General features: G+C 50.0%; 25 protein-coding genes. 2 read left to right on the forward strand and 23 right to left on the reverse strand.

Features of this window, described 5'->3' with window-relative positions; translation table 11 throughout:
* Window positions 1–125 precede the first annotated feature (125 nt).
* From BGX12_RS11410 to BGX12_RS11470, 13 genes are all read right to left on the reverse strand, one after another.
* Window positions 126–782, reverse strand: a complete 657-nt coding sequence (locus BGX12_RS11410) for a hypothetical protein (RefSeq protein ID WP_109736188.1) — start codon at window positions 780–782, stop codon at window positions 126–128.
* 7 nt (window positions 783–789) lie between these two features.
* Complete coding sequence (locus BGX12_RS11415) at window positions 790–1,428, reverse strand: OmpA family protein (protein ID WP_109736189.1); 639 nt, start codon at window positions 1,426–1,428, stop codon at window positions 790–792.
* 3 nt (window positions 1,429–1,431) lie between these two features.
* Window positions 1,432–3,321, reverse strand: coding sequence for a fimbrial protein (locus tag BGX12_RS11420; RefSeq protein WP_109736190.1), 1,890 nt, complete (start codon window positions 3,319–3,321; stop codon window positions 1,432–1,434).
* 11 nt (window positions 3,322–3,332) lie between these two features.
* Window positions 3,333–4,241: a hypothetical protein gene (locus BGX12_RS11425; protein ID WP_109736191.1), complete on the reverse strand. Its 909-nt coding sequence runs from the start codon at window positions 4,239–4,241 to the stop codon at window positions 3,333–3,335.
* 8 nt (window positions 4,242–4,249) lie between these two features.
* On the reverse strand, window positions 4,250–4,969 hold the full coding sequence (locus BGX12_RS11430; RefSeq protein ID WP_109736192.1) for a hypothetical protein: 720 nt from the start codon (window positions 4,967–4,969) through the stop codon (window positions 4,250–4,252).
* Complete coding sequence (locus tag BGX12_RS11435; RefSeq protein WP_109736193.1) at window positions 4,969–5,796, reverse strand: hypothetical protein; 828 nt, start codon at window positions 5,794–5,796, stop codon at window positions 4,969–4,971. Before BGX12_RS11435 ends, BGX12_RS11430 begins: the two co-directional genes overlap by 1 nt.
* A gap of 61 nt (window positions 5,797–5,857) precedes the next feature.
* Window positions 5,858–6,397 (reverse strand): tRNA adenosine(34) deaminase TadA, encoded by a 540-nt coding sequence (tadA, locus tag BGX12_RS11440; protein WP_233246377.1) that lies wholly within the window; start codon window positions 6,395–6,397, stop codon window positions 5,858–5,860.
* Window positions 6,398–6,409: 12 nt separating this feature from the next.
* The gene (locus BGX12_RS11445) at window positions 6,410–6,835 is read right to left on the reverse strand and encodes a hypothetical protein (RefSeq protein ID WP_109736194.1); all 426 of its coding nucleotides are present in this window, start codon (window positions 6,833–6,835) and stop codon (window positions 6,410–6,412) included.
* 11 nt (window positions 6,836–6,846) lie between these two features.
* Window positions 6,847–7,839: a putative heme d1 biosynthesis radical SAM protein NirJ2 gene (nirJ2, locus tag BGX12_RS11450; protein ID WP_109736195.1), complete on the reverse strand. Its 993-nt coding sequence runs from the start codon at window positions 7,837–7,839 to the stop codon at window positions 6,847–6,849.
* Window positions 7,840–7,930: 91 nt separating this feature from the next.
* On the reverse strand, window positions 7,931–8,191 hold the full coding sequence (locus BGX12_RS11455; RefSeq protein WP_109736196.1) for a hypothetical protein: 261 nt from the start codon (window positions 8,189–8,191) through the stop codon (window positions 7,931–7,933).
* 86 nt (window positions 8,192–8,277) lie between these two features.
* Window positions 8,278–9,453, reverse strand: a complete 1,176-nt coding sequence (locus tag BGX12_RS11460; RefSeq protein WP_109736197.1) for a cytosine permease — start codon at window positions 9,451–9,453, stop codon at window positions 8,278–8,280.
* A gap of 16 nt (window positions 9,454–9,469) precedes the next feature.
* The gene (gene hemL, locus BGX12_RS11465) at window positions 9,470–10,756 is read right to left on the reverse strand and encodes a glutamate-1-semialdehyde 2,1-aminomutase (protein WP_109736198.1); all 1,287 of its coding nucleotides are present in this window, start codon (window positions 10,754–10,756) and stop codon (window positions 9,470–9,472) included.
* A 60-nt stretch (window positions 10,757–10,816) separates the two neighbouring features.
* Window positions 10,817–12,148: a hypothetical protein gene (locus tag BGX12_RS11470; protein ID WP_109736199.1), complete on the reverse strand. Its 1,332-nt coding sequence runs from the start codon at window positions 12,146–12,148 to the stop codon at window positions 10,817–10,819.
* 64 nt (window positions 12,149–12,212) lie between these two features.
* On the opposite strand from BGX12_RS11470, the gene leuB reads away from it, so the two are divergent.
* The gene (gene leuB / locus BGX12_RS11475) at window positions 12,213–13,304 is read left to right on the forward strand and encodes a 3-isopropylmalate dehydrogenase (RefSeq protein WP_109736200.1); all 1,092 of its coding nucleotides are present in this window, start codon (window positions 12,213–12,215) and stop codon (window positions 13,302–13,304) included.
* 91 nt (window positions 13,305–13,395) lie between these two features.
* Here the strand turns inward: leuB and BGX12_RS11480 are convergent, their stop codons facing one another.
* The 7 genes from BGX12_RS11480 to BGX12_RS11510 all read right to left on the reverse strand — a co-directional run bounded on the left by BGX12_RS11480 (window position 13,396) and on the right by BGX12_RS11510 (window position 23,205).
* Complete coding sequence (locus BGX12_RS11480; RefSeq protein ID WP_109736201.1) at window positions 13,396–14,919, reverse strand: CotH kinase family protein; 1,524 nt, start codon at window positions 14,917–14,919, stop codon at window positions 13,396–13,398.
* An 89-nt stretch (window positions 14,920–15,008) separates the two neighbouring features.
* Window positions 15,009–15,497, reverse strand: a complete 489-nt coding sequence (locus BGX12_RS11485; protein WP_109736202.1) for a hypothetical protein — start codon at window positions 15,495–15,497, stop codon at window positions 15,009–15,011.
* A gap of 54 nt (window positions 15,498–15,551) precedes the next feature.
* A complete protein-coding gene (locus BGX12_RS11490) occupies window positions 15,552–16,397 on the reverse strand; it encodes a ZIP family metal transporter (protein ID WP_109736203.1) in 846 nt (281 codons plus the stop codon).
* Window positions 16,398–16,520: 123 nt separating this feature from the next.
* Complete coding sequence (locus BGX12_RS11495) at window positions 16,521–17,600, reverse strand: hypothetical protein (RefSeq protein ID WP_109736204.1); 1,080 nt, start codon at window positions 17,598–17,600, stop codon at window positions 16,521–16,523.
* A 295-nt stretch (window positions 17,601–17,895) separates the two neighbouring features.
* Entirely contained in the window at window positions 17,896–21,771 is a 3,876-nt protein-coding gene (purL, locus tag BGX12_RS11500; RefSeq protein ID WP_109736205.1) for a phosphoribosylformylglycinamidine synthase, read from the reverse strand.
* Between the two features lie 208 nt (window positions 21,772–21,979).
* Window positions 21,980–22,546 carry a hypothetical protein gene (locus BGX12_RS11505; RefSeq protein WP_109736206.1) on the reverse strand — a complete coding sequence of 189 codons (567 nt, stop codon included), beginning with the start codon at window positions 22,544–22,546 and terminating at the stop codon, window positions 21,980–21,982.
* 11 nt (window positions 22,547–22,557) lie between these two features.
* The gene (locus tag BGX12_RS11510) at window positions 22,558–23,205 is read right to left on the reverse strand and encodes a hypothetical protein (RefSeq protein WP_109736207.1); all 648 of its coding nucleotides are present in this window, start codon (window positions 23,203–23,205) and stop codon (window positions 22,558–22,560) included.
* A 101-nt stretch (window positions 23,206–23,306) separates the two neighbouring features.
* Here BGX12_RS11510 and BGX12_RS11515 point away from each other — a divergent pair, with 101 nt between their 5' ends.
* Complete coding sequence (locus BGX12_RS11515) at window positions 23,307–23,834, forward strand: hypothetical protein (protein ID WP_109736208.1); 528 nt, start codon at window positions 23,307–23,309, stop codon at window positions 23,832–23,834.
* On the opposite strand, the gene BGX12_RS11520 is transcribed toward BGX12_RS11515, so the two are convergent.
* From BGX12_RS11520 to BGX12_RS11530, 3 genes are read right to left on the reverse strand one after another with little or no spacing between them, the layout of a single operon-like run.
* A complete protein-coding gene (locus BGX12_RS11520) occupies window positions 23,794–24,489 on the reverse strand; it encodes a glycosyltransferase family 2 protein (protein ID WP_109736209.1) in 696 nt (231 codons plus the stop codon). The two genes, BGX12_RS11515 and BGX12_RS11520, sit on opposite strands and share 41 nt — an antisense overlap.
* A gap of 3 nt (window positions 24,490–24,492) precedes the next feature.
* Window positions 24,493–25,377, reverse strand: coding sequence for a glycosyltransferase family 2 protein (locus tag BGX12_RS11525; RefSeq protein WP_109736210.1), 885 nt, complete (start codon window positions 25,375–25,377; stop codon window positions 24,493–24,495).
* Window positions 25,365–26,615, reverse strand: a complete 1,251-nt coding sequence (locus BGX12_RS11530) for an O-antigen translocase (RefSeq protein ID WP_233246378.1) — start codon at window positions 26,613–26,615, stop codon at window positions 25,365–25,367. Before BGX12_RS11530 ends, BGX12_RS11525 begins: the two co-directional genes overlap by 13 nt.
* Between the last annotated feature and the right edge of the window lie 3 nt (window positions 26,616–26,618).

A 26,618-nucleotide genomic window follows, 5' to 3' on the forward strand; every position in this document is an offset into this window, starting at 1 on the left:
GAACAATCGGCCGAGAAAACGACTTGGATTTCTCACCCCATTAGAGTATATTTCTAGGCAAGTTAAACAAATTTACTTGGCGACTTAAATTCGCCCTCAATATAGGTTATTCATTTAAAAGTAGACTACTTTTTTTCCTGGGGGACCAAGCGTTCCACAATGCGGAAGAGGTCGTTATAGATTTCCAGGAAGTCTTCAATCCAGATGGGATCGCGTTCGCCCACCACATGGAAGGTTTCTTCCAAAGTATGACGGGCATTGTACAAGCCAACCAGGCTACCTGCAGGCTGAACCACATTTCCCTGATACAAGTCAGCGGCAACAAGACGGGCTCTGTAGCTACGACGCAAACGGGAAATCAAAGCCCCGCGAAGGGACAGAAGTTCCTCATGAGCAGCCAGGACGTTACCATTCTTCACCCAATCTTCCACCAGACTCAGGCGACGCAAAATAGTTTCACGTTCTGTATTAGGAACAAGGGATCGCTTTTCGTTAAGAGTTTTCTTGATTCGCTCAGAAATACCGCCCAGGATTTCTGCGTTCCAGAACACCATGGGATTTTCCGCAAAGCGATTATCAGTTTCCACCTTAGGAGTATGGGAGGAAATCCAGCGGTCCAGCTTATCAGCCACCATCTGGGCTTCCGGCAGGCGGTCCACAGCCAAATATTCCCCAGCGCGAGTCAGCAGGTTATCTGCATAGACCATACGCCAATGAGGAAGCTTTCCGCTCTTGCGGATTGCATCAATGGACTGTTTCAATGTATCAAGACGTGTCTGCATTAAAAGCCTAGTTAGTCTTTTCCATCATCTGGAGCGGAGTCACACCGATTTCCACACGACGGTTCAGGCGGCGGTGTTCTTCACTATCATTGGGATACTTGGGCTGGTGTTCGCCAAAGCCCGCTGCAAACAGACGTTCCGGCGGGAATCCTTCCTTGATTAAGGTCTTCACCACGTTCACCGCACGTTCCGTAGAAAGGTTCCAGTTGGTATATGTGGAAGACTTAATAGGAGTATCATCCGTAAAGCCACTGACCATGATAACGTCCGTAGAATCCATCGCTTCCAGAAGGCCCTTGCTAATTCCACGAATCACGCCTACACCTTCCTGAGTCAGATCTGCACCGTTAATCGGGAACAGGAACTGAGCCTGAATCTGAATCTTGCCACCTTCCAAGGCGATAAGACCCGCTTCAATAGAAGTCTGCAAGCTCTTGGAAAGAAGGGCGTTTCGTTCAGCGGCAATCTTTCGCATTTCTTCCTGGCAGCTCAGCACTTCTTCTTCGGTACGAGTCAAGTCTTCTGCCTTCTGTTCCTTCAAGGTAGCCATTGCTACAAAGGCCAGAATAAACAGCGAGACCAGGGCCACACCCAAGTCGGTATAGGCCATCCAGGGATTGCTGTTTTCGTCTCTCTTGAAACGCATAGATTATTCCTCGACTTTGGATTCTTCTGCAGGTACGGCAGCTGCGGAAACGGAGTGGCCTACGCGCTGAGTCTGTTCCAGAACTTCCAGGAGGATTTCCTGAGTCTTGACCGCATTTTCCATGAGCACTTCGCTGGCGCGTTCGTGGAAGGCTTCCAGAGACTGGTTGAGATGTTCGATGAAGTTTTCTTCTTCATCACGTTCAGCAGTATCACCGCTGAGCTTTTCAAGGATAGTTTCCAGACCAGCACGGAGCATTTCCAGGTTGGCGCTCAGTTCGGACTGGTTTACACGCATCAGTTCTGCGGTTTCTACAATGTTGCCGCCAAGAGCGTCGGTTGCTTCCTTTTCCTTGACCACACGATTGTCAATGCTTTCAGTGAGAGCCTTCTGGGCTTCAAGCAGCACGGAAGAGGTTTCGGAAAGCTTCTGGAAAGCAGCCAGAATATCGTTGGAAAGAGTCCCAAGCTTTTCGGAAACAGAGGCGGAAAGTTCTGCAGAACCAGCCTGAGCCTTTTCTGCAACCTGAAGGGCAACATTCTTGAGAGTTTCAAGACCTTCACGCTGTGCATCCACATTGGAGGTAGCACGTTCTTCCAGACGTTCCATAAATTCGTTCCACTGAGCGTTGGACTGCTTTACCTGATCGGCAATGGATTCAGCAATGCTGGTAGAAGAATCGGCAAGAGAACTCTGGGCGGATTCACTGACCTTGTAAAGGCCATCATAGACACTGCCGGATACATCGCTCAGCGCAGACTTGACATCATCAGCAACGCCGTTCAAGCCAGCCTTTACTCCAGAAGCAATATCACCAAGACCATTATCCAAAGCAGAGGAAAGGCCATTCAACTTTTCGTCCAGCTTAGACGGGATGGATTCCACGGATGCGGACAGAGCCTTCACGCTGTTTTCCATAGGAGCGAAGGCCGTGGAAATGGAAGCGCTTACAGAGTTCCCCAGATCCTTAACTGCATTATTCATGCCGCTCATTGCAGTTGCCAGAGATTCGTTGAGAGTCTTCACGGAGGTCGACATATCTGCGGAAACCTTCTGGACGGAAGCATTCACGCTTGCAGAAACCTGCTCAACGGAAGCGGACACACTGCTATTCATCTTGGCGGTAGTAGCGGACAATTCCTCCCCTACCTTGTTTACGACGCCGGTAAGGCCTTCCTGCACGGAAGCGGTAACAGCAGCCAAGTTCTTCTCTACACTTTCGAACAGACGTTCAAGACCAGTCTTGTCGGATTCTTCTTCGGGAACATCGCCCTGCATATCCAGAGTCAGGGCATCCAGACGAGCCATGAAACTATCGCGGGAAGCGATCATCAAGGAACGAGTTGCATTCAGGATCAATGCGGCAAACAAGCCACAGAGGGAAGTACCGAAGATACCCTTCATGTTCTGGAACAAGTGCTGGATGGTATCCAAAGTGCCCTGGGTCGTTGTATCCATAGCGCCACCAGCTGTCGCGATGGAAGCCATGAGACCGAAGAAGGTGCCCATCAGGCCAAGGAGAATCACCGTACCGCCAGAACTGCGGGGAACCTTGATTTCCATATTGTTATTCAGGACTTCGTAGGCGATGGGAGAATCCAGACGGATGTTCTTGCTCAGAAGACGCTTTGCAAGAGCGATACGTTTTGCCACTACGCCATCACCAGAGATTCCATAAATACCGCGGCTCTCGCAAGTTTCAAGAACGGAAGTTTCTGCAGCCACCTGCTTAATCTTCTTGAGGGCGACGACCTGTTCCACGATGAACACCACGAAGATGGCGATCATGATCATCCAGCCAAACAGCGGAGCGCCGAAATAGCTAGCGCCTGCCAATAGAACCGCAAGGCCCACAATTGTTAACAACAAGACGGATGTGAATGTATTCTTCATTTTTCACCTGCTTAGGCCTTAGGAGAGGCCACTGTTTCAAACAAATTCAACTGACCACGGTTAAAGCCGCGGAGGAACAAGGCCCACTTGCTCTGGTACCATTCAATGACCTGAATGGTAAGACCGCGGGCATAATCGCAAAAATCATCAGTAAAGGCCAGGAAGCCGTTTTCGTAAGCGTAATGGGGATTCCAGTAGCGACCTACATTTCGTGCGCAAGAAGTAGCAGAACTGTAGTAGTGTCCAGAACCCTTGGTAGCAAATGCCGCTGCAAAACGTTTCTTGGCAAGAGCATTCAGAGAACTACGCAAGGAAACCACCATGGAGTTTTCCTTATCCCTAAGGGAGGCTTCCAGACTGGGCAAGAGTTTGGATACGGCATCCACAGCGGATTCTCCGTGCCAGTACTTGCACAATTTTTCCTGTAGCTGCATCACACGGCCATGCATACGCACAAACAGCGGTTCTGCATCGCTGACCAGCAAATGGATGGTAGCGGAATAGAACGCGTTAATGTCCTGCTTGTTATTCTTTACGGTAAGAGTCCAGCCCTTCTCCTCGTCATGCTGGAGGAAATCTCCTCCCTCGAGAAGCAAGCGCGTCACTTCTTCCGTAGAGAAGCGCTGCATCCACTTGGTGCGGAACTCGTCATAAAGTTTATTGGCATCCGCGATGATCTGAGGGAAACTGGCATCGGCCAGTTTCCATGCGGTATCACTGTAGGAAATCAATTCCGAGGATCCAACTGTTGCAGTCGGGTCGTTCAGCATGGCATCCAGATGTTCGTAAAGAACGATAGACCACGTCACCATCATGGACTGGGACAAATTAGCCACCATAGATGAACGGTTCGGTCGTACGTTCAGACGGACACTGCTGCCCGTCATCTTACGAATAGATCTGCGGAAGGAATCTTGCACTTAGTCTCCTAGAATGCAGTTTCGATGCGCTGCCAGATGGAGCGGTTCACGCGCTTGTTCTGGCTAGCCAGTTCTTCGGATTCCTTACGGATATCAGATTCAAGATTGTTCTTGACCAAGGACTGATCACCTTCAAACTGACCACCAGCTTCCAGATACAGACCATAGACGTTATTGGAAATCTTGGTCTCTGCAGAGATTGCCTTACTTGCACGAGCAGAAAGAGCAAAACGGTTGCGGTTGAATTCGCAACGAGACAGGAAAATTTCGGGAGCGTCGTCCAACCACAGTCCGTAGTAGTTGTTCACAAAATGGACATTTTCAAAAATGCCCTTGGAACGGAACACAGTATTGCGGAATGCATTTTCCACCACCAGGTTCTTCACTTCGAAGGGGCGGTTCAAAGAAATGAAATGGATGCCGTTCCAGCTATAGGACGGATTCTGACTGCGGAACACCACAGGCTTTTCTTCGGAGCCCTGAATACGTACCGTACCGCGGAACGTAATCTTGGCATATTCTCCCATAAGGACGGTCACCCCAGGTTCAATGTTCAGAGTGTCGTTAGCGGAGAACACCACGCCCATTTCAAGCAGGTAGGGACTTTCAGAAGCGAGCAAGTTTACCTTGCCGTTTTCTACCTGAGGGAAAGGTCTTTCGCCAGCAACAGCCAAAGAGGCCAGAGCGAGAAGGCCAGTAAGACAACGAGTCAACTTAGCAAAGCGCATTAAAATTCACTCCTCAGCTTAATCTTCTGGATGACGTGCATATCGGGAATAATGCTTCCGGAAACGATGTCATTCATCTTCAAGTCGCCAGAAAGTTCAATGCTAGCGTTCACCAGGACGCCATGAGTTACATCAAACAAAATGTCACCGGAGCCCAGAATGAAACCGTTGCTTTCCATCAGCACATCGGAAGTGGAATCTGCTGTTTCCCTGTACTTCAGGTTCATACCCACGCGGGCCATCTGTACGCCGTCGTGAACGTACTGTTCCTTAAAGGTAAAGGTCTTGTACACCGTAGTGTTGCCGTTACGCCCCGGAATTTCAGTAGGACGTTCCCAGGTTTCGCCAACGGAAACAGCCTTACCCGGAAGGATGGGCTGAATCTTCAGGAACAGACGGACCAGGTTCAGAGCTTCTGTTCCCAGCGTAAGGGAGTCTTCCAGGATTGCAGAACTGATCATGCCATCCTTAGCCATCTTGTACTGGAAATTTTCGGTAGCGACAGCCTTTTCCATTTCGCGGAATTCTTCCACGGTACGCTTGTCGGACTGATAGTCAACGGAATCCACGTTCAATTCGAACTTTGCAGTGCCATCATCGTAGGCGGTCAGCATGCTATTGGAGGCACGGACCTGAAGGTGGGTGGTCATGGCTTCCGGAGAAGTGGAAGTGGAATCCATAGGAAGAATGGAATTCAGGTTGGATTCAAGGTGATAAGTCTGTACGGGAGCATTTTCAGTATTGAATGCGAGGACGTACTGATCATTATCACAGGAACATAAGAAAAGCAGTGCAGCAGAGCTGGCGAGATATTTAATAAAAGTCATGGTTAAAATGTAGCAAAGACATAAAAAAACAGGGTCCCTCGCTTGCCGAGAGACCACTGAATCAGGCCTTTTTTCCGGAGTCCCCTTTTTCCAGTCGCATCCGCTGGAAGAAGGCCTTCAGGATCCCAAGACATTCTTCGGCAAGAACGCCTCCTGTAACGGGCACGGGACGTTTTAGGGCGTTATCCGTAATCACGTCGATGGTAGTTCCGCAACCGCCAAAACGAGTATCGGGAGAACCATAGACCACACGGGAAACTCGACTATTCAGAATAGCGCCCGCACACATGGGACAAGGTTCAAGCGTTACATACAAAGTACAACCATCCAGACGCCAGTTGTCCAAAGCACCTGCAGCCGTACCGATGGTCAAAATTTCAGCGTGGGCAGTAGCATCCTTCAGCATCTCGATTTGGTTATGACCTTTACCGATCACGACCCCATCCTTCACGATGACGCATCCAATGGGAATTTCCTTTTCGTCAAAAGCCTGCTGCGCCTCACGAAGAGCCATGCGCATGAAGCGTTCGTCTTCTTCCGCCAGCAACTTTGCCGCAATCTCCATCGGGTCAATATCACCCACTTTTTTCAGGTCTTCCATAAATTCGGCCTGCTAAATAAAAAGGTTTACGGCGGAAAGGATCAAAGCCAATATACCGCAAACCAAAGCGGCAATGGACGCCGGAGAAATAGAACGTTCCTTGGAATCCGTACTTTCATCCAGGCGAACATTTTCAGGAAGCATTTTCATCAAATGACGGATCTGCTTTTCCATAGAATTGCAGCGGGCATCAAGGTTCTGTAATTGAATATCGTGTTCTTCGTCCTTCACCGCCTGCCTATGGATTTCGGCATCCTGAGCCCCATTCTTATTTACCAGGGAATCCAAGCGGAAGTCATGTTCCTTATCCTTGGCCACCTGGGATTTCAGCTTAAAATCCTGAGTCTGATTTTGAGCACTCAAGGAATCCAGACGGGAGTCGTGCTCACGATCCTTTTCGCGGAGTTCGCTAATCACTTCTTCTTCATTTTCAGACATTGAGTACTCCCCTACTTTAATCCACGGCCATAGGCACAGTTGTTATCTTCGTGCATGTAGTCGCCATCATGATAGTAGGCAGCACGGGCTCGACAACCACCACAACGGTCGTTATACTTACACTTGCCGCAGGAGCCTTCGTAAGCCTTGGTACGAAGTTTCTTGAACACCTCCGCATTTGCCCAGATTTCGTCAAAGGGGGCATCATGAACATCGCCGGCAACTTCCATCATATAGGCGCAGGGGCGAACCTCTCCCACCGGGTTAATGATACAGTAGTCCAAGCCGGCAAGGCATCCGCGAGTGTAGCGGGTCTTAATATCCAGCTGATCAGCAATACGCAGGAACTGAGGGGCACATGTAGGCTTTACAGGAATACCCAAAGTTCGGCTCTTTTCCATAATGTCACGGAGAAGTTTCTCGTATTCCGCCACATGGAGCGCATGGTCTGCAATTTCTTTACCACGACCAACAGGCACCAGGAAGAAAATCTGATGGTTTACGGCACCTATACTCTTGACCCAATCCATAATGTCGAAAATTTCAGACTGATTCCAGTCCATGATGGTGGTGTGAATCTGGAACGGGAGACCTGCGGCCTTACAATTTTCAATGCCGGCCATCGTCAATTCAAAAGCATTTTCCAGACCGCGGAACTTGTTATGGCGAGCAGGATCGATACTGTCGATGCTGATTCCCATGGCCATGGCCCCGGCCTTCTTCAGATTCTGGGCCATTTCGGCGGTAATCATGGTGCCATTGGTACCGAAAACCGGACGGAGACCAACGCGAGAAGCATGTTCCACCAATTCCACAATATCCGGGCGAGTCATGGGTTCGCCACCACTAAAGATCATAATCTTGAAACCGGCCTTGGCAATTTCATCAATAAGCTTGTGGCCTTCTGCGGTCGTAAGCTCACGATCCCTATGGTCACCGGCATTCTGGTAACAATGCTTGCAGGTCAGGTTGCACTTATTGGTGGTCATCCAAGATACGATCATGATTATCCTCTTTTTATTACAATCGCAAATATAAAAAATGGGATTCCCCATCAGGGAAACCCATTCTAGTATTGATTGAAAACGAAACTAATTAAAGTTCAAAATCGAAATCGCCGTCGTCTTCCAAATCATCACAGGACTTATTTGCAAAAGCCTTGTCATAGAAATAGGTGGTAACACCATCTTCGTCAGTGCACTTCAGGACAGAACCGCTGGGGCAGCCAGAACCTTTCTTAGCGGTCATTTCCATGACGACACCTTCGTCTTCTTCTTGCTGGCTAACGCAGCGTTCATCCACATTAGCCTTATTGCTTGCAGTATTGTCCATTTCAGCACAAGTATGGGTGTTCATTTCCATAACGTCGGCCAGACAAAAGAGAAAACTTACAAAAAGAGTACAAGAAATTTATTTCAGCCCAGCTTTTTTTTGCTTGAGTTTTAAACTTTCTTGATTCTTGCAGCAAAAGTCAACGCTGCAGATATTACAACGGCCAGCAAAGTGGGTCCAACAGCCTCGAATCCCGTAGTAACAGCCACCTGATAAACTGCGAAACCCGCAAGCCAGGCGAACAGATTCCAGATCCAAAAGCACTTCTTCTCCAGATGTTCTTTCACGAAATAGAAGGAAACCAAGAGTACAGCGGCCATGGGCGCAAAGACAGAGGCAATCATGTACAGGAAGTGAATGTAGTGATCCACAATGCCCCAGATGGCAAGAACCGTACTGAGTGCACAGACAACAACGCCAGTAATTTTAGGGTTCAGCCTGTTAACAATGGCCTTGGCAGATTCGCCTGCAGAATTTGCAGCCAAGAAGTTGGTAGTCACCGTAGAAAGGGCCACAATGAGAATTCCCGGAATACCGATACCCGCCAAAAGAATAGCCTGGGCAATGTTGGTTCCCACACCGAGACCCGCAATCTGCAAACCGATGAAGTACATCCAAAGGCTTGCAACCGTATATGCAATCGCAGAAACGGCCGTCGCCTGGACAGGCTTCTCCACGTCCTTCGTATAGTCGGAAATGACCGGCAGCCAGGAAAGAGGCATGGCAATGGAAATTTCAAAAACAGTCCAGAAGTTAAAAGTCGGAAGATTTGCAGATGCACCTGCCGCAGCAGAATCTAGACCGAAGAACTTAGCAGTCAGCACCACCAGAAGGACCGCAAGGAGACTCATGACCACTGTAGTAATCTTCTGAGTTTTACGAAGTCCCACAAAAACCCATGCGGCAATTAACGCAGCAATAATAACGCACGTAACGGGAAAAGAAATAGGAAGATTAAGGCCACCTAATGCTAGAGCGCCCTGGGCATTCAGGACTGCAATCCAGCCAATCAGCTGCAACAGGTTCAAGGACGCAAAAAATTTGGAGCCGTACTTACCGAATGTAGAAGCGGTAGTTTCCATGGCGTTCAGACGAACTCGAGCACCAATAAGGCCCACGAAGTACAACATGATGCCACCCAAGACATGCCCCAGAATCAACGGAAGCCAAAGTCCCTGGGGCGTATTTGCAGCACCGATTTCAATACCACATTCAATTTCGGAAACGGAAATGGCGACACCAAACCAGATGGCACCATTCGTAAACAGGTTCGTTTTCTTTTCCATCTGCGAATCTCTAAACCTAAATATTCTTCAGCACCTTCTGGGCAGCGGTGATGGTTTTCTCGATATCTTCATCCGTATGGGCAGAGCTAACGAAGATTGCTTCAAATTGACTGGGAGCCAGATAGATGCCTTCGTCAAGCATTCCCAGGAAGTACTTGCGGAACAGTTCCAGGTCGGACTTCTGTACATCGGCAAAGCAATTTACGGGACCTTCCGTAAAGAAGACACAACCCATGGAGCCTACCTGGTTGGTCGTCATGGGAAGGCCAGCCTCGTCTGCTGCGGACTTAAGGCCCTTCAGCAGTTTTGTAGTGCTGGCTTCGGCGCGAACATAATGTTCGGGATTGCCGCTGAGTTCTCGCATGGTGGCAAGGCCTGCAGCCATAGCCACCGGATTGCCAGACAAGGTGCCTGCCTGATAGATTCCGCCCAAGGGAGCGATCTGCTGCATCACGTCCAGGCGACCGCCATAAGCACCCACAGGCATGCCGCCACCGATGATCTTACCGAAGGTAGTAAGGTCTGGAGTAATGCCGTACAGACCCTGTGCGCAGTGAATGCCCACGCGGAAACCCGTCATGACTTCATCCACAATCAGGAGAGCGCCATGCTTTTTGGTTTCGTCGGAAAGGGTCTGGAGGAATTCCCTGGTTGCAGGAACAACCCCCATGTTGCCAGCCACAGGTTCCACAATGACACCGGCGATTTCATTACCGATGGCGTTAAACGTTTCGCGGACACCAGCCACATCATTGTACTGGAGAGTCAAAGTGTACTTGGCAAGATCAGCAGGAACACCCTTACTGCTGGGCTTACCGGTGGTCAACATTCCGGAGCCAGCCTTGATTAAAAGGCTATCGCTATGACCATGATAGCAGCCTTCAAACTTGATAATCTTGTCGCGACCGGTAAAGCCTCGAGCCGCACGGATAGCGCTCATGGTGGCCTCGGTACCGGAGTTCACCATACGAATCATCTGGATACTGGGCACCAGCTGCATGACCAGCTTTGCAAGTTCTGATTCCAGACCGCAGGGAGCGCCAAAGCTCAAGCCGTTCTGTGCAGTTTCAGCAACCGCCTTGATAACAGCGTCATGAGCATGCCCCAACATCATGGGACCCCAGGAGCCCACGTAATCCACATAGTCATTTCCATCCACATCATAGATGTGACTTCCCTTAGCACGGGCAATAAACGGAGGGGTAGCCCCCACGTTACCAAAGGCTCGAACAGGACTATTGACGCCACCAGGCATCAGGGACTTTGCTTCAGCAAACAGTTTTTCACTAACAGAATGATTCATGAGCACGAAAATAAAAAAAACTCAGCTCGTAAAAAAATATCACCCCCAAAAATAACACCATCATTGATGCATTATTTCCAGACCTAAATAGGTTCCGTCTTTTTTGTACAATGTTCCTTCCCAGTCCAGCATCACATCTCCATGAGACAATTCTTCCTTTGCCGCGTAAAAATCCTTCGTGCTAAAGCGAAACAGAGCCATTCTAGAATCTATAGCGTCACACATATCCATCGCTCCCGCACATATATGTTTTACATTTCTTTCTTCCAGCATTTTACAGAACCTCTCTAATTTTTCATTTTTCTCCCTTACCAACGCATACAATTCACTGCAGCGAACACCATTCTGGGATTTACAAAAATGGCTGTTTGACATTCCATCATAAACAAAGGCTTTCATCGTTAAACTTTTTTGGTAAGAAACAGCAATTAAGGTATCCCCATAATTTTCTGCCGTTTCCTTCACAAAAGCTCGCTCCTGCGGGGATAATCCACAGGGAACCGCAAAACCATTTTCATAACACATTTCAAAGGGTATCAGAGAATCAACCTCATTTTCCCTATAGAAGTGCTTAAGGCTCCTTTCAAAAATAGAGGCTAGCAGCGAATCTATTTCTAAATCTTTGGGGAATTTATTTTCATTGATGCGAACATAGTAGCGTTCCGGTACCCAAGTAGAGCCATCCTCTTCCAGGAACTTTCCCATTGAAAATTTCTTTGAAAGAATTACTTGAGCATAAAGATCATCGCACTTCTTGCCATCCTTCGAAGCACAGGCAGCTTCAAGAGATCCATCTTCATTGAGAATCATTTTCGACATTGTCGGAACACCATCAACAACGGATTGCGCATAGCTGATAGATTGTAGTTTAATGCGAAGCCCCTTTAGAGAGTCTTCACCATTCATTTTCTTCACCACATTCACAAGCAGTGCAGAATCCAGGGAACAAGGATGACGAGTTTCTACCCCATCTACGTCTGAAAAACAAACCCTATAGACAAGATCCTGGGACTCGGTTTGAAGCGAATCTTTCACCGATGTTTTCTTCTTGGATAATTTTGTAATATCATCAAGAACCTTTTGAATATCCTTGCTAAAGGAAGCTAATCTGGTATCAAAGAACTTTTCGATTAACACGGAGTCCAACACAGTATACGTCATCAAGGAAACAGGCTCATTGACAACTTTGTCATCTGCAAACTTTTTCACGGACTTCGATGTATCATTTTGACTGCAGCCTGACAGAACAGCTAAAACGCAAAGAAACAATACTCTAAAAAACACTCTAAACCCCAAAGATGGATGCCCATTTTCGTTCAAATTAGCAAAATTGCAATCAAAGATTGCATTTAGCAGCGGCTCGGCAATGTCAAAGCATAAATACTTTGCCACTGCGCTCGCCTTTTTACTAGATTTGTCCCGTTCAAATAATTAAACCTTAAAAAGGACTCTAGTAATGAGCAAGAATTACAAGATTGCAGTTCTCCCGGGCGACGGTATCGGTCCGGAAGTGATGAAGGAAGCTGTCCGCGTTCTGGATGTTGTTTCCAAGAAGTTCGGCTTCGACGTGAATGCTGAATGGGCAAACGTCGGTGGCGCTGCTTACGATGAAAGCGGTTCTCCCCTGCCGGAATCCACCCTCAAGCTGGGCGAAGCTTCTGACTGTATTCTTTTCGGTTCTGTGGGCGGCCCCAAGTGGGAACACCTTCCTCCTAACCTGCAGCCGGAACGCGGTGCTCTCCTGCCGCTCCGTAAGCACTTCAAGCTTTTCTGCAACCTCCGCCCCGCTCGCGTTTACAAGGAACTGGCCGGTGCTTGCCCGCTCCGTTCCGACATCGTCGGTGACGGTTTCAACATCCTTACCGTTCGTGAACTGACTGGCGACGTTTACTTCGGTCAGCCCAAGGGCCGCGAAGGCATTCCTGGCTCCAAGGAAGAAATCGGTTTCGACACCATGAAGTACAGCCGCTACGAAGTGGAACGCATCGCCCGCTTCGCTTTCGACGCTGCTATGCTCCGCAACAAGAAGGTCGCTTCCATCGATAAGGCTAACGTTCTCACCACCTCCGTCCTGTGGCGTGAAGTTGTGAACGAAGTCATCAAGGATTATCCGGAACTGACTCTCGAACACCTCTATGTGGACAACGCTGCTATGCAGCTCCTGAAGCGCCCCCGCGACTTCGACGTGATGCTCTGCCCGAACCTCTTCGGCGACATCCTGACCGACGAATGCGCAATGCTCACCGGTTCCATGGGCCTCCTCCCCTCCGCTTCTATCGCTGAAGGTTCCTTCGGTCTGTACGAACCGGCAGGTGGTTCCGCTCCGGACATCGCTGGCAAGGGCATCGCTAACCCGCTGGCACAGATCCTCTCCACCGCTTTGATGCTGCGTTACACCTTCAAGGAAGAAGAAGCTGCACGCGCTATCGAAGCCGCTTGCGAAAAGGTGATTTCTCAGGGCTACCGCACTGGCGACATCTACCAGGAAGGCTGCACCAAGGTCGGCACCACCGGCATGGGCGACGCTATTATTGCCGCACTCAAGTAATTCGAGCATAACAATGCGAAAAAAGACCAGTTCTCATTTTTGAGGCTGGTCTTTTTTTACCCAAACAAATTTTATCCAAATAAATCTCGAATTAATACGCGGCGACTACACTCGTATAATCCGCAATCCTTTTTTGCAGCCAGCTTTTGAGGGCTACGACATCCGTAGTGTAACTGCGCTTGGGTTGCCAGCGGGCGGCATCATTTTCCAGAGCATTCTGGCACAGCGCCACATATTCATCTAGATTGGCGGTTGCATAATCATACAAAACATCTTTCAGTTCGTTCCAGCGTGCCTTATAGGCTGCCAGGAATTCTTCGTTACTGAACATGTTGGTAAAGAAACCACTTTCGCCGTAACCGTTCCAAGCAGCACCCGCGTTCACATTTCCGCCCGGACCAAATCCGCCGAATCCACCCATACCGCCGCGGCCTCCTGCCCCATTATTTGCAGTGTTACAATAAACCCATGCGCTCATGTTTTCGGCAATGCAGTTGAAAGGGCTCTTGCTAGGATTGCCGCTACTCAAGATCCAGGAATTTTCGCCAAAGTATTCAGAGGTTTCTTCATTCCAGCTGTAGCCAAAGCCTCCATCGTAATCCCAAATAGGACCGAAGGCGTATTTACCCTCAGCGCTTTCCTTATAGAGGTAAGTACTGCGGGGAGCCTCCAGTTCCACATTGCGGGTCACTTCCTGAATAATCAAATAGTCGATGAATGTGGCAACATCCATCAAAGCGGAGAACGTAGCGAAATCACCATCGGCAATAGCCTGCTCCACCTTGGAGAAATCCGCCTGGATGGATTCCAAGGCGGTAGCCGTAACATCCTTAGGGTACTTCACGGCCATGGGCAACTTGTAAACGCTACTCCAGAAATTATTGTGTTCCCAAGTGTTCAATTCCGGACCATCGTCCTTATCCATATTGAACAGCACACCTGTGGCCTTGTCAATGTTCACGCGGCTGGCAGCCTGTTCAATCTGTTCCGTCAGCTGGTAGATTCCCTTGTAATCCCCGTTCACTTCTACTTCTACAAAACGGTTGGCGTTCACGAACTTGAAGTTTCCCATGTTGCGGGCCATATCAAAAACAACCGCATTCATGAACTTGCTCTGATCGCGGTAATTGGCTAGCAACACCCAGTCCTTATTGGCAGCTAACCCAAGTAGCTCAGCCTTTTCGTTAAACTTGATGCGGTACGGTTTCTTCGGGTACCACAGGCGTGTGGAATTTCCGCGGTAGCGCACCTTCCCCGCCATCGCAGGAACATTCCCATACAAGCCATTGCCCGCAATCTCAATGACGGCCTCGCTATAGACAGCCTCGCCATTTTCTGTTGTATCATTTAGTGCGACACTATCGGGAACTGTAATGCGAATATAAGGAATGCCGTTATTCGGCAGGGGGGCAGACACAGAACTGGAGCTTTCCTCAAAAGTCGATTCATCACCAGTCTCTGGACTTGCAACATTTTCGGGGGTTGCAATATTTTCTGGACTCGCAACATTTTCGGAGTTCGCAATATCTTCCGGACCTGTGGAATTTTCCCCACAGGCAATCATCAAGCCACACCATACAAAAACAGCCACCCAACGCCAAAACATCCCGATCATAAAGCACCTCAAAAGGCAATTTAGACCAATCTGTTTTTCATGAAAAGGGCTGTTTCCAAGATTCAGAACAATTTCGTGTTAAGGATGTGTTAAGCCTTGAGCAAATTCTCAATATCTTCTCGACTCAGGTAAGTGCGCTGTTCCAAGCCTTCCACAATGGCGAGCAAGGATTTCTGGCAGGCCATCAGAATGTTGTAGCACTGTTCCACCACGTTGGTTTCCGCCAGCTGGAAATAATAGCAGGCGGCCTGAAAACTCTGATAGTCAGCGTCACTGCGGTTCAGTTCCATAGGGAGTTCCCGCATCACCGTGTCCAAGTTGCAAGCGAATTCCTTGCGGATAATGAACTCGGAAATATGTCCGGCGATAGCGATGTGGGCGGAGCCGTCCAGTTCGCTTCCCGTAATGCGGGTAATGCCCGGACGTTCCTTGGAGTTCACCATCTTCACGTATTCCAGCGGACGCTTGAACAAAAACGCAACGAGGGCATGGCCTGCTTCGTGGCGACACAATCGGGTATATTCTTCTGCACCGAAGAATTCCACCAAGGATTCACGAGTTAAAATCTGTTCAGACATACTTCAAATCTAGAAATTTCAAAAATCAAATTTGCGGCACAGATCCTCTGCCAATTAAAGTGCCGTATCCAGCACCATCATCAGGGAGAATCCTAAAGCAAAAAGCAAGGTCACCCCATCGAAATGAATTCCGTCGCTTGCCTCGGGCAGCAATTCCTCCACCACCACATAGATCATTGCACCTGCTGCAAGGCTAAGCAAATAGGGCATTGCCGGCAGCAAGGCGCTGGCCAGGAAAATGGTAACGATTGCGGCACCCGCTTCTGCAATTGCGGAAACAACGCCCAGCCAAAAGGACTTAAGGCGGGTTTCACCTTCAGCACGTAGCGGCAAGGAAATAATCGCACCTTCCGGAAAATTCTGCAAAGCCATACCAATGGAAACCGCTACCGCAGACGCCAAGGATACAACACCTGCGACACTCTCCGCCACACCAACTGATACCGCAGCACCATCCGTAACTGCGACCGCCCCCGCAAGCCACCCGGCAAACACAACGCCAATGGCCATGCCTTCAGGAATATTATGGATGGTTACAGCCAGCGCAAGCATGGTGGTGCGTTTCATCTTCACCTGGGGGCCTTCGGGTTCGTCACTGCCCAAGTGCAAATGAGGCGTAAGCTTGTCAATTAAAAAGAGCAAAAGAATGCCAGCCCAGAAACCAGCCACCGGCGGAACAAAGGCAAGCTTACCGTAATTTCCAGAGGACTCAATGGAAGGCAGCAGCAGGCTCCACACAGAAGCTGCCACCATCACGCCTGCAGCAAAGGCAATCATCCCACGCTGCACCTTGGGCGGCAAGCTTCCCTTCACGAAAAAAACGCAGGCAGCCCCAAGAACAGTCCCTAAAAACGGGATTCCAATTCCATAGATTACAGGCAAGTAACGTGCAATATCCATAATCCACCTCGTCAGTCAATTTACTTTACACCCCCATTTCCCATAATAGCAAGAAATAGGGATCCTTGCATACAAGAAATGCCGCAAAAAAGCGGCACTTCTAATTTTTTCAGAAACGAGGCATTACCTTTTCTTCTTGGATTTTGCCTTAGACTTCTTCTTAGTAGTCTTCTTAGTAGTCTTCTTAGAAGACTTTTTCTTGCTAGCCTTCTTTGCGGCAGGCTTCGGAGCCGGCTCAGGAGCAGCTTCCTCCGCTACAGGTTCTTCTGCAGCAGGTTCTGCTACGGCTTCTTCAGCCGGTGTCTCTTCTGCGGGAGCTTCTTCTGCGGAAGCTTCTTCAGCCTGTGCAGGTTCTTCTGCAGCGGGTTCTTCAGCCGGAGTTTCTTCGGCAGCAGGTTCTGCAGTTTCTTCCGCGACAGGTTCAGCAGCAGGTTCCTCAGCTACAGGTTCTTCTGCAGGCTGTTCAGTAGAGGAATCGCTATAGCTAGAGTAGTAATCCTCATAGGAAGCAGGTTCTGTATTTTCGCTTTCAGAGGAAGAACTTTCTGCGGCAGGTTCTGCAGTAGGTTCTGCGGCAATGTCGCCCCATTCGTCAGACTTTTTCTTTGCGCTAGCAGAACCACCGAACAGATCAAAATGAACCGTGATGGAACCACCAAACTTCATTGAACTCAGGCGGAAATTAACGTCAGCCAAATCTTCGAACTTCTTGTTCATGGTCAAGTAAGTCCAATCCAGTTCAATGCCCACGTTATACGGCAACTGGGCGCCCACAGCAACCGTTGCAAAGAAATTCAGGGGACTTCTCCACCAGGTAATGTAATTTGTGGCAGGAATCGGATAGCCAATTCGAGCTTCAAAATAAGGACGAGTGCCCCATTCTTCAGGACCGATTACACCAACAGAACCCCACAGAGGGATCGAAGGCATGACAATGTTATTGTCACCATCTTTCTGCACACTGAAGAGGCCAAGACCGCCACCCACCATCAACGGGCCTGCGGGGAACACTAAAAATTCACCACCAAAACCAAAAGAAATATCGGAATTGAGATCCGTGTTGGTGTCGATACCCTTTGCAGTTTTCTTTTGCTGGACGTTACCAGGAGCATATCCAGAAACAAAGCCCTGAATTTGAGCAGCAGAACTAAATGTAACGCAAGCGCCCAAAGCGAGAGCCAATACAGTAGAAACTCTTTTCATTTCAAAACCCTTTCTAATGAATGCAAATATAGCTTTGTCGTACTAGAGTTCCTCGTAATTTTTAACTAACAATTGCAATCCGCGAAACACGCATAAACTTTTGTAAACATTGTCAAAAATCCGACGCAGGAATCAGGGTTAAGTATTAAAAAAACCGCCCCCTGCAGGTGATGCAGGAAGCGGATATTTAGTAGACAGTAGGCAGGGATTCGGGAGATGAACCTCGCCTGCGTCACAGGCCGACCTCACACCTGTTTAGCCCACAAAAATACGGCCAGGCCGCATTCGACCCTAGCTACCCAACAAAAATACGGCCGTTGCGGAACAGCTGCATCCACGGGCCGTCTTCGCCCCATTCAGCCGGATGCCAGGAGTACTGGCAGGTACGGAATACACGTTCCGGATGCGGCATCATGACGAGAGCACGACCGTCTTCAGAGCAAAGGCCGTTGATTGCAAACGGAGAACCGTTGGGGTTCAGCGGGTAGCGTTCGGTGTATTCGTGCTTGCCGTCCACGTAGCGGAGGGCTACGAGGCCAGTCTTCAAGCAGGCTTCTGCAGCTTCACGAGAGGCGAATTCTGCGCGGCCTTCACCGTGAGCCACAGCGATGGGCAATACGGAACCAGCCATACCCTTCAGGAGAACAGCCGGGGTATCTTCAACCTTCAGAGAGCAGTAACGGGCTTCGAAACGTTCAGAGAGGTTCTGAACGAAGCGGGGCCAATGCTTTGCGCCAGGAATCAAGTCCTTCAGGTTGGAAACCATCTGGCAGCCGTTGCAGACGCCCAGAGTGAAGGTGTCCTTACGGTTGAAGTAGGCTTCGAATTCTGCGCGAGCCTTGGGGTTGAACAAGATGCTCTTTGCCCAGCCTTCGCCAGCGCCAAGAACGTCACCGTAGCTGAAGCCACCGCAAGCCACCAGACCATTGAAGTCCTTCAGGCTTACGCGACCGCTCAAGATGTCGGTCATGTGAACGTCGATGGATTCGAAACCGGCCTTGGCAAATGCAGCAGCCATTTCCAGTTCACCGTTAACGCCCTGTTCGCGGAGGATAGCCATCTTCGGGCGGCTAGAGTAATCCTTGATGATCTTTGCGCTTGCATTGAGATCGAAGGTGACCTTCGGGGTGATACCCGGATCATCCTGTTCAAGCTTCAGCTGGTATTCGCTTTCGGCGCAAGCCGGATTGTCGCGGAGGGCGGCGATGCGGCGAGTGGTATCGGACCAGATAGCGCGAAGGTCAGAGAGGCCTTCTGCGTAGTCGCCAATGACGATGTTGTAAGTGTTGTTCAGCTTACCGATTTCAGAAATGGTGTCGCCAAGACCTGCAGCAGCGAAGGCAGCCTTAACAGCAGCAACGTCTGCATTTGCAACCTGAAGCACAGCGCCCAGTTCTTCGTTGAAGAGAGCGTCGATGATGTTGCCCTGGAGAGAATTTACATCCAAAGTAACACCAACGTGGCCTGCGAACGCCATTTCGGTAACGGTGGTATAGAGACCGCCATCAGACTTATCATGGTAAGCCATGATCTTGCCGTCGGCATTGAGCTTCTGGATGGTTTCGAAGAAGGCGCGGAGTTCCTTAGCGGAATCAACGTCCGGAGCCTTGTCGCCAAGCATGTTATAGACCTGAGCTGCAATGGATGCACCCATACGGTTCTTACCGCGAGCCAGGTCAACCAGCATCAAGGTAGTCTCCTTGTTCTGGATGAGCTGCGGGGTCATGGTCTTGCGAACGTCGGCGCAGGGAGAGAAGGCGCTGATGACCAGGGAGATGGGAGCGGTCACGCGGTGGCTACCCTTTTCGTCCTGCCATACAGTGCTCATGGACATGGAGTCCTTGCCCACCGGAATGGTGATGCCTAGTTCCGGGCAGAGTTCCATACCGATTGCCTTCACAGCTTCGTACAGGTCGGCACCGTCACCTTCGTAGTTGGGAGTTGCCATCCAGTTTGCGGAAAGGTTTACGCGGCCCATATCCGGAACGTAAGCGGCAGCCATGTTGGTGAGGGATTCAGCAACAGTCATGCGGGCTGCGGCAGCCGGAGAGATGAGAGCGATAGGAGCGCGTTCGCCCATGGACATGGCTTCACCTTCGTAGGTGTCCAGAGTTGCGCTAGTGACAGCGCAGTCAGCCACGGGAACCTGCCAGGGGCCAACCATCTGGTCGCGGCAGATCATACCGGTCACGGAACGGTCACCGATGGAGATCAAGAAGGTCTTGTCTGCCACAGTGGGGTTAGCGAGAACGCGGTGTGCAATATCCTTGATGGTTGCATCAGCAGGAACCACCTGAGAAGTGAGCGGACGCTTCTGGCTCTTTTCGTTACGGATCATGCGAGGCGGCTTGCCCAAAAGGACTTCCAGCGGCATGTCGATAGGAGTAGAACCGAAGTGCTTATCGGTAAGAGTCAAGTGCTTTTCAGGAATAGCTTCGCCAACCACTGCATACGGGCAGCGTTCACGCTTACAGATAGCGTCGAACACGTCAAGCTTGTTACCAGCAACAGCGATCACATAACGTTCCTGGGATTCGTTACTCCAGATTTCGAAGGGGCTCATACCCGGTTCGTCGTTAGGAACGTTACGGAGTTCAAACTTACCGCCGAGACCGCCATCGTTCACCAGTTCCGGGAAGGCGTTGGAAAGTCCACCTGCACCAACGTCGTGGATGAAGGTAATGGGGTTTTCTTCGTCCATTGCCCAGCAACGGTCGATGACTTCCTGGCAACGGCGTTCCATTTCGGGGTTTTCGCGCTGCACAGAGGCGAAGTCCAGAGATTCGTTACCGGCACCGTTAGCCACAGAACTTGCAGCACCGCCACCAAGGCCGATGAGCATAGCCGGACCACCGAGAACAACCAGGTGGTCACCCGGGTCGATGTGGCCCTTTTCGATGTGGTCATGCTTGATGTTGCCGAGACCACCAGCCAGCATAATGGGCTTGTGGTAACCGCGAACTTCGGTACCCTTTTCAGCAGAGACTTCCTGTTCGAAAGTACGGAAGTAACCGAGAATGTTCGGGCGGCCATATTCGTTGTTGAATGCGGCACCGCCCAGAGGACCTTCAATCATGATGTCCAGAGCGGAAGCGATACGGCTGGGGCTGCCAAAATCCTTTTCCCAAGGCTGAACTGCGCCCGGCAGCTTGAGGTTGGAAACGCTGAAGCCAGTGAGACCGGCCTTCGGCTTGGAACCCTTACCAGTTGCACCTTCGTCACGGATTTCACCGCCACTACCGGTTGCAGCACCGGGGAACGGAGAAATTGCAGTGGGGTGGTTATGAGTTTCCACCTTCATCAAGATATCCACTTCTTCGTTGTGGAAGTCGTACTTGTTGGTGCGGGGGTCTGCGTAGAAACGACCGGCGGTTGCACCCTTCATCACGGCAGCGTTATCCTTGTAGGCGCTGAAGATGTTGGTGTTGTGCAGAGCGTAGGTGTTCTTGATCATCTGGAACAGGGACTTGTCCTGCTTGACGCCGTCGATGGTCCATTCAGCACCGAAAACCTTGTGGCGGCAATGTTCGGAGTTGGCCTGAGCGAACATGTACAGTTCCACGTCGGTGGGATTGCGCTTGAGGGCGGTAAAGTTGTTGACCAGGTAGTCGATTTCGTCGGCGGAAAGAGCGAGGCCCATGGCCTTGTCTGCCTTGACGAGAGCTTCGCGGCCTTCAGTGAGGACCGGAATAATGTTCAGGGGGCGCGGTTCTTCCTTGCTGAAGAGAACGTCCAGGGAAGCCTGATCAGCGAACACGGCCTGAGTCATGCGGTCGTGGATTTTGGCTTCGATAACCTTGCGGGCGTCGGCGGAAGCGGCACCGTCAAACTTTACGTAGTAGGCGATGGCGCGTTCGATACGCTTGATGGCGGGCAGGCCGCAGATGTGAGCGATATCGGTAGCCTTGGAGCTCCAAGGGCTGATGGTACCGGGGCGCGGGCAAACCACGAACATTTCACCTTCCAGAGCCTTGGCTTCACGCATGGGGCCGTAGTGGAGCACCTTTTCCAAGGTGGTCTTTTCGTCTGCAGTCAGATCTGCGGACAGATCCACCACATGGAGGAATTCAGCGTAAACGCTAACGACGTTCAGGTTTTCTTTCTTGAAGTCAGCCAGAAGTTTCTGGAGACGGAAGTCCGACAGAGCCGGAGTACCACGAAGAATGAGCATTTTTACCTCTTGCCGGGGTTAGCCGGCACCTTGTGTTTTTGATTTTTACGGGGTAAAATTTAGCTTTTCTCCCCTACCCTTTAAAGTTGCAAATTGCTTAAATTCGATTAAAAACAACAAAAAACGGTCCGAAACTCGGACCGTTTTCGTAACTCGTTGTAAGTCAAAGAGATAGCATTCAGTTCGCCGCAACCAAAGTCGCAGGCGATTACTTACGCTTCTTGCCCTTCTTACCCTTAGCAGCCTTCTTGGGAGCAGGTGCCGGAGCTTCTTCAGCCACTTCTTCTTCGCCTTCTTCATCTTCGTCCAGTTCTTCTTCAGCAGCTGCTGCAGAAGGATTGCCCTGGAGAGCGGAGATGTTCAGGCCGGAATAGCCGGCGAGAGTCTTCAGGTTAGTCTTCTTGTCTTCGGAAATGCTCTTGAAGGAAGCTTCAATGAAGTAGCTGGGAGCGATTTCGAAGCGGTGAACCAGGGTCTTGAAATTGTCGGAGCCCTTTACGGAAGGAGCTACGGCACGTTCGATGGCCTTAATATCACTGGAGGTCTTTACACCCTTTTCGGCAACACCGCAAGCAACAGCCCAAACCTGCTTGGAAAGCATGATGTTGGTGCTTACGTATTCGAGAGTGCTAGAACCATACTTCTGGTAGGCGCCGCTGCTCTTGGCATAAGCGTCATTTGCCTGAGAGGCATAGCCATTCTTCTGAACAAGAATCATCACCAAGAGGAGAGCGGCTACGCAAGTAAAAACGATGGAAAAAACTTTAACGTTCATTATTCGATCTCCTATTCAAAGTGGAACGGGGCCGGTTCGCCCACCTTAAATGCTTCGGTCATGTTGATCTTCTTGAGTGCTTCGTAATCAACGGACTTCAGCTTCTTGCCGTCGAAATTAAAGGTCACCACGCAACCCTTACCGCAAGCAACTTCCTTGACGTTTGCTTCGTCCTTTACTAGGAAGGATTCAGCAAGACCACGTTCACCATATTCAGCCAGAGCCTTGTTGATGATGGTTTCGGAGTTGTACATGTTCAAGAGAGCGTTCTTGTAGATGTAATTCAACTGAGTAAGACGAGCATCCTTGTTTTCTTCCACAGCCTTCACATTTGCCTGGAAAGAAGCGAGGGACTTGTCGCTATTCAGGGTAGCATAGACCAGATTCCAAGCCATGTTGTACTGGTCCACGGACTTCCACAATTCGAAACGAACTTCGTCAACGGAAGTCTTGTACGCAGTCATCTGGGTGTCGTAGGAGGACTTGGCCTGTTCTTCGTAAGAGCTCTTCATGCACATCATCAAGATGAACAGACCGACAATCAGGACGATATCGGCAATGAGCAGGATCTTAAACTTCTTCATGTTAGCGGGAGCCTTTGCTGCAGTTTCTGCTGCATCGGATTCCGTAGCCACGGTTTCAAGTTCTTCGTTATTCATAGGTTTCCTTTTTAAAAGATTTCTGCATAGAATATAATTCCTTACAACAAAACTGCAAGTTAACTTTTATAAAAATAGGGGTTATTGCTATATTTTTGCCCATGAACGAAACCACTGAACAGAAAAAACTCCCCTCCCAGATCATCTTCGAGAACCTGAAGGAACTTCTGCGCGCAAAAAACACCGCCCACGAATCCATGTTCAAGTTCCACTGGAAGAAAATGTGGCCATTCTCCATGTTTTGGCCGCAGGTGGATTTCGAGCGTATCGTCCGCCTCATGAGCGAACTTCGCAAAACAGTCATTAACCAGAAGAACCTGGTGGCACAAGCCAAGGGCAAGTCCAAGGATTTCGAGAAGACTTTCCTGAACGCCGTCCCCGCCTACCTCGACGCCCTGGACGTTTCCTGCAAGTTCCTGGGAGAAGCCGCCCAGTGGAAACAGGACATGCTGTACAAACGCATCCATAAAGATGTAAAATTCAAGCGAGACGTTTCTGAATGGAGCCGCATCCTGAAGGACTACGAAACCGCCCAGGGAGATTTAACCCGCGCAGGCGCTTTTGTCCAAATGGGCTGGCAGGAATTTGTCAATGCAGGAGGCTTCGTAGCAGAGCCAAGCGCCACTTAACGCGCTGCACTAGACCACGAGATTTGCCGCCCACCAGCTGGGTGGCATTTTTTTCATGAATTCGATACTGGATCAGGCATTCCTTTACAGCCACCACAGAAAAGTGACGTTCACCCATCAGCCCCAACCACTGGTCATGCATGGGCAAACCCTTCGGGAACGGCAAGGCCTTTTCCAGCAGTTCCCGACGAAACGCCATGCAGCAACCTGTATAAGTATTCTTGAGCCAGTTGGCGAACACACCGGACTTGTAGGGACGTTCCTTCCACATGGTCCCTAAGGTGGCAATAGGCTTGCCTTCCCCATCCATGAAATTTGCATCATGAACGGCCAGGACGGAATTTTCCAGAGCAGACAACATCTGAGGAACTTTACCCGGAATCCAGAAATCGTCCTGATCCGACAGGAAAATCACATCGCCCTTGGCTTCCCGAAGGGCACGTTCAAAATTGTACGTAGGTCCCAGGTGCTCCGACTGCGGGAGAATTCGTACACGGCCATCCCCCACGGCTGCAATCACATCCAGAGTCCCATCCGTAGAGCCGTCATCTGCCACCACAACTTCAGCATTCTCGGGCAGCTGGGAAAGGATACTCTCCAGCTGTTGCCTGATATAGGCGGATCCATTATATGTCGCAATGCAGACGGAAATCATGAGCTAGTGTTTTAACAGGAATGACGGAATAAAAAGTTTTGGCAAGCGTTTCAAGAACGGTCCAGTAAAGCTAGCCAATTGGGGAAGACGTTTCAGCGCTTCCCATTTCTGTTCATAAGCCAGGGCGGAGAACCAGCGAGCCTTCCAGACTTTTACCGCCCGTGAATAAAGCTCGTGTTCCTTGTACAGTTCTATTATTTTCAGAAATTCCCCGTACATGCGGTTATGATTGGCATGCATATTATTCCCGTGATCCCGGTAGTAACAGCATTCAATATCCGGAGAAACCGGCTGCGGTCCAAATTCATACAGGACCCGCAGGTACAGCGGATAATCCTCAAAGAAGAACCGGGAGTCGTAACCGCCAAGGCCACGAACGTTTTCCGTACGGAACATTTCCGCACAACCGTGAAGTCCCTTTTCCCCTAGGAAGAACGTCTCAAAATCAATTTCAGGAACAGCCTTCAGAAACTGAGGGTCCAAATCATCCCCCACAACGCCATCGGCAGTCATTGGCTTGACCTGTCCAAAGCAGGCTACTGCCTGAGGGCGACTTTCCAGAAACTGAGACTGCTTCGCCAGGCGATCCGGAGGCATGATGTCGTCAGAGGAGAACGTGCAGTAAAATTTTCCGCGAGCATAGGAGAGCAATTCATTGCATGTCGCTACAACACCTTTGTTGGGACGATGCACAAACCTAAAGCCCAGTTCTTCGGACAGACGCTTCAAGATTTCAGGGGAACGGTCGGAGCTACCGTCGTCCACCACAATCAGTTCAAATGAAACGCCCCTCTGTTCCATGACAGAACGGACTGCGGCTTCCACAAACTTTTCATGATTGTAGCTTGCCAGCAGCACCGATACCTGAGGGGTTGTTACGGATTCCACTTTACCCTCCGGACCATAAAGAACATAGCGATAAAGTACAGCAGATTTTCCATAGCATAGCCCACCATGGGGCCATTAAATTCAAAAGACTTCATCTGCATGCACACTACAGAGGAAACCGCCAAAAAGACTTCAGCCAGAATTTCTACCGTAAGGAATTTCTTGGTTTCCTGACGGGCAATCAGAACCAGAGCAAGAGCGAAACCGCCAGTCCTGAAGAAGTCCCCAACCAACTGATACAGCAGGTAATCGGCGGCACCCATATAGGCCCTGGAAAAAAGTACTTGCACTAGAATCCCGCGGCAGAAATAAAGAGCCACAACCATTACCAGGGAAATCCCCATGACACGCAAAAGCAAGGGATTGAAAAGTTTGAGGAATTCCTGACGAGTCTGTTTGGCTGATACCTTCGGTAAAATAATTACCGTCAAAATGGCAGACATCATCATGAACAAGAAGTCGGAAACTTTCCATACGCTCTGCCAAATACCGGTGGCATCATTTCCAAAATTGGAAGCCACGGAGGTTCGAATAACGGTCAGCACCACAGGGCTTAAGATCATGGGAACCAGCCCCATCAGAGCATAGGACAGCCAAGGCCCGCGAACATCCGCAGCAGTCGACCAGATTCTCTTCAGGCTAAAGCCAGCCTGGCTTGCCACACGGATTGCAAAGAAGGCGGCAACAATAGACTGGGTCGCAATAATGGAAAGAACGGAAAGTCGGCCGGAATAAAGGAAGAAGGCGACCCAGATAATTTGCCACATGGAAGTGACCATATTGATGAGAGCCCACTTCTTGTTCTCCCCCAGCCCATTCATTACGGCAGCTGTAATAGTAATGATGTTCGTGGACAGAATGCCGGGCAAGGCGAACAGGATAGCCGCCTGGACCAGCCGAGTGTTCATTCCCGGGAAAAGACTTTCCAGGGGAGCCATGAAGCAGAAGAGCACCGCGGCAATTGCCGTAAACAAGGTGGCAAAGGTAGTGAGCCTAAAACCACCATGCCAAATTCCCAACAGTTCCTTGTCATTATTCTTATTTTGTGCAGAAAGACTCGTCCAACCATTCTGGAGAGCAAGGCTAGAGGTCGCCTGTCCGATGGAAAGCAAGTTCATGAACTGTCCCACGCAGGCAAAAGCGGCAGGCGGCAGGAAGATCGCCAGCAATTTGTTGATGGCAAAAGCCCGCAAGGCATTGAACGCGGTTACAGCCCCGGAGCCCAGAAAACTCTTCATAAA

The organism is Fibrobacter sp. UWR4, from assembly GCF_003149045.1.
In the GTDB taxonomy this organism is placed as follows: domain Bacteria; phylum Fibrobacterota; class Fibrobacteria; order Fibrobacterales; family Fibrobacteraceae; genus Fibrobacter.

Excerpts from the sequence above, each read along its gene's own strand:
- BGX12_RS11410 (WP_109736188.1), bottom strand. The coding sequence starts at position 782 with ATGCAGACACGTCTTGATACATTGAAACAGTCCATTGATGCAATCCGC.
- BGX12_RS11415 (WP_109736189.1), bottom strand. The coding sequence starts at position 1,428 with ATGCGTTTCAAGAGAGACGAAAACAGCAATCCCTGGATGGCCTATACC.
- BGX12_RS11420 (WP_109736190.1), bottom strand. The coding sequence starts at position 3,321 with ATGAAGAATACATTCACATCCGTCTTGTTGTTAACAATTGTGGGCCTT.
- BGX12_RS11430 (WP_109736192.1), bottom strand. The coding sequence starts at position 4,969 with ATGCGCTTTGCTAAGTTGACTCGTTGTCTTACTGGCCTTCTCGCTCTG.
- BGX12_RS11435 (WP_109736193.1), bottom strand. The coding sequence starts at position 5,796 with ATGACTTTTATTAAATATCTCGCCAGCTCTGCTGCACTGCTTTTCTTA.
- tadA (WP_233246377.1), bottom strand. The coding sequence starts at position 6,397 with ATGGAAGACCTGAAAAAAGTGGGTGATATTGACCCGATGGAGATTGCG.
- BGX12_RS11445 (WP_109736194.1), bottom strand. The coding sequence starts at position 6,835 with ATGTCTGAAAATGAAGAAGAAGTGATTAGCGAACTCCGCGAAAAGGAT.
- nirJ2 (WP_109736195.1), bottom strand. The coding sequence starts at position 7,839 with ATGATCGTATCTTGGATGACCACCAATAAGTGCAACCTGACCTGCAAG.
- BGX12_RS11455 (WP_109736196.1), bottom strand. The coding sequence starts at position 8,191 with ATGAACACCCATACTTGTGCTGAAATGGACAATACTGCAAGCAATAAG.
- BGX12_RS11460 (WP_109736197.1), bottom strand. The coding sequence starts at position 9,453 with ATGGAAAAGAAAACGAACCTGTTTACGAATGGTGCCATCTGGTTTGGT.
- hemL (WP_109736198.1), bottom strand. The coding sequence starts at position 10,756 with ATGAATCATTCTGTTAGTGAAAAACTGTTTGCTGAAGCAAAGTCCCTG.
- leuB (WP_109736200.1), top strand. The coding sequence starts at position 12,213 with ATGAGCAAGAATTACAAGATTGCAGTTCTCCCGGGCGACGGTATCGGT.
- BGX12_RS11480 (WP_109736201.1), bottom strand. The coding sequence starts at position 14,919 with ATGATCGGGATGTTTTGGCGTTGGGTGGCTGTTTTTGTATGGTGTGGC.
- BGX12_RS11485 (WP_109736202.1), bottom strand. The coding sequence starts at position 15,497 with ATGTCTGAACAGATTTTAACTCGTGAATCCTTGGTGGAATTCTTCGGT.
- BGX12_RS11490 (WP_109736203.1), bottom strand. The coding sequence starts at position 16,397 with ATGGATATTGCACGTTACTTGCCTGTAATCTATGGAATTGGAATCCCG.
- BGX12_RS11495 (WP_109736204.1), bottom strand. The coding sequence starts at position 17,600 with ATGAAAAGAGTTTCTACTGTATTGGCTCTCGCTTTGGGCGCTTGCGTT.
- purL (WP_109736205.1), bottom strand. The coding sequence starts at position 21,771 with ATGCTCATTCTTCGTGGTACTCCGGCTCTGTCGGACTTCCGTCTCCAG.
- BGX12_RS11505 (WP_109736206.1), bottom strand. The coding sequence starts at position 22,546 with ATGAACGTTAAAGTTTTTTCCATCGTTTTTACTTGCGTAGCCGCTCTC.
- BGX12_RS11510 (WP_109736207.1), bottom strand. The coding sequence starts at position 23,205 with ATGAATAACGAAGAACTTGAAACCGTGGCTACGGAATCCGATGCAGCA.
- BGX12_RS11515 (WP_109736208.1), top strand. The coding sequence starts at position 23,307 with ATGAACGAAACCACTGAACAGAAAAAACTCCCCTCCCAGATCATCTTC.
- BGX12_RS11520 (WP_109736209.1), bottom strand. The coding sequence starts at position 24,489 with ATGATTTCCGTCTGCATTGCGACATATAATGGATCCGCCTATATCAGG.
- BGX12_RS11530 (WP_233246378.1), bottom strand. The coding sequence starts at position 26,615 with ATGAAGAGTTTTCTGGGCTCCGGGGCTGTAACCGCGTTCAATGCCTTG.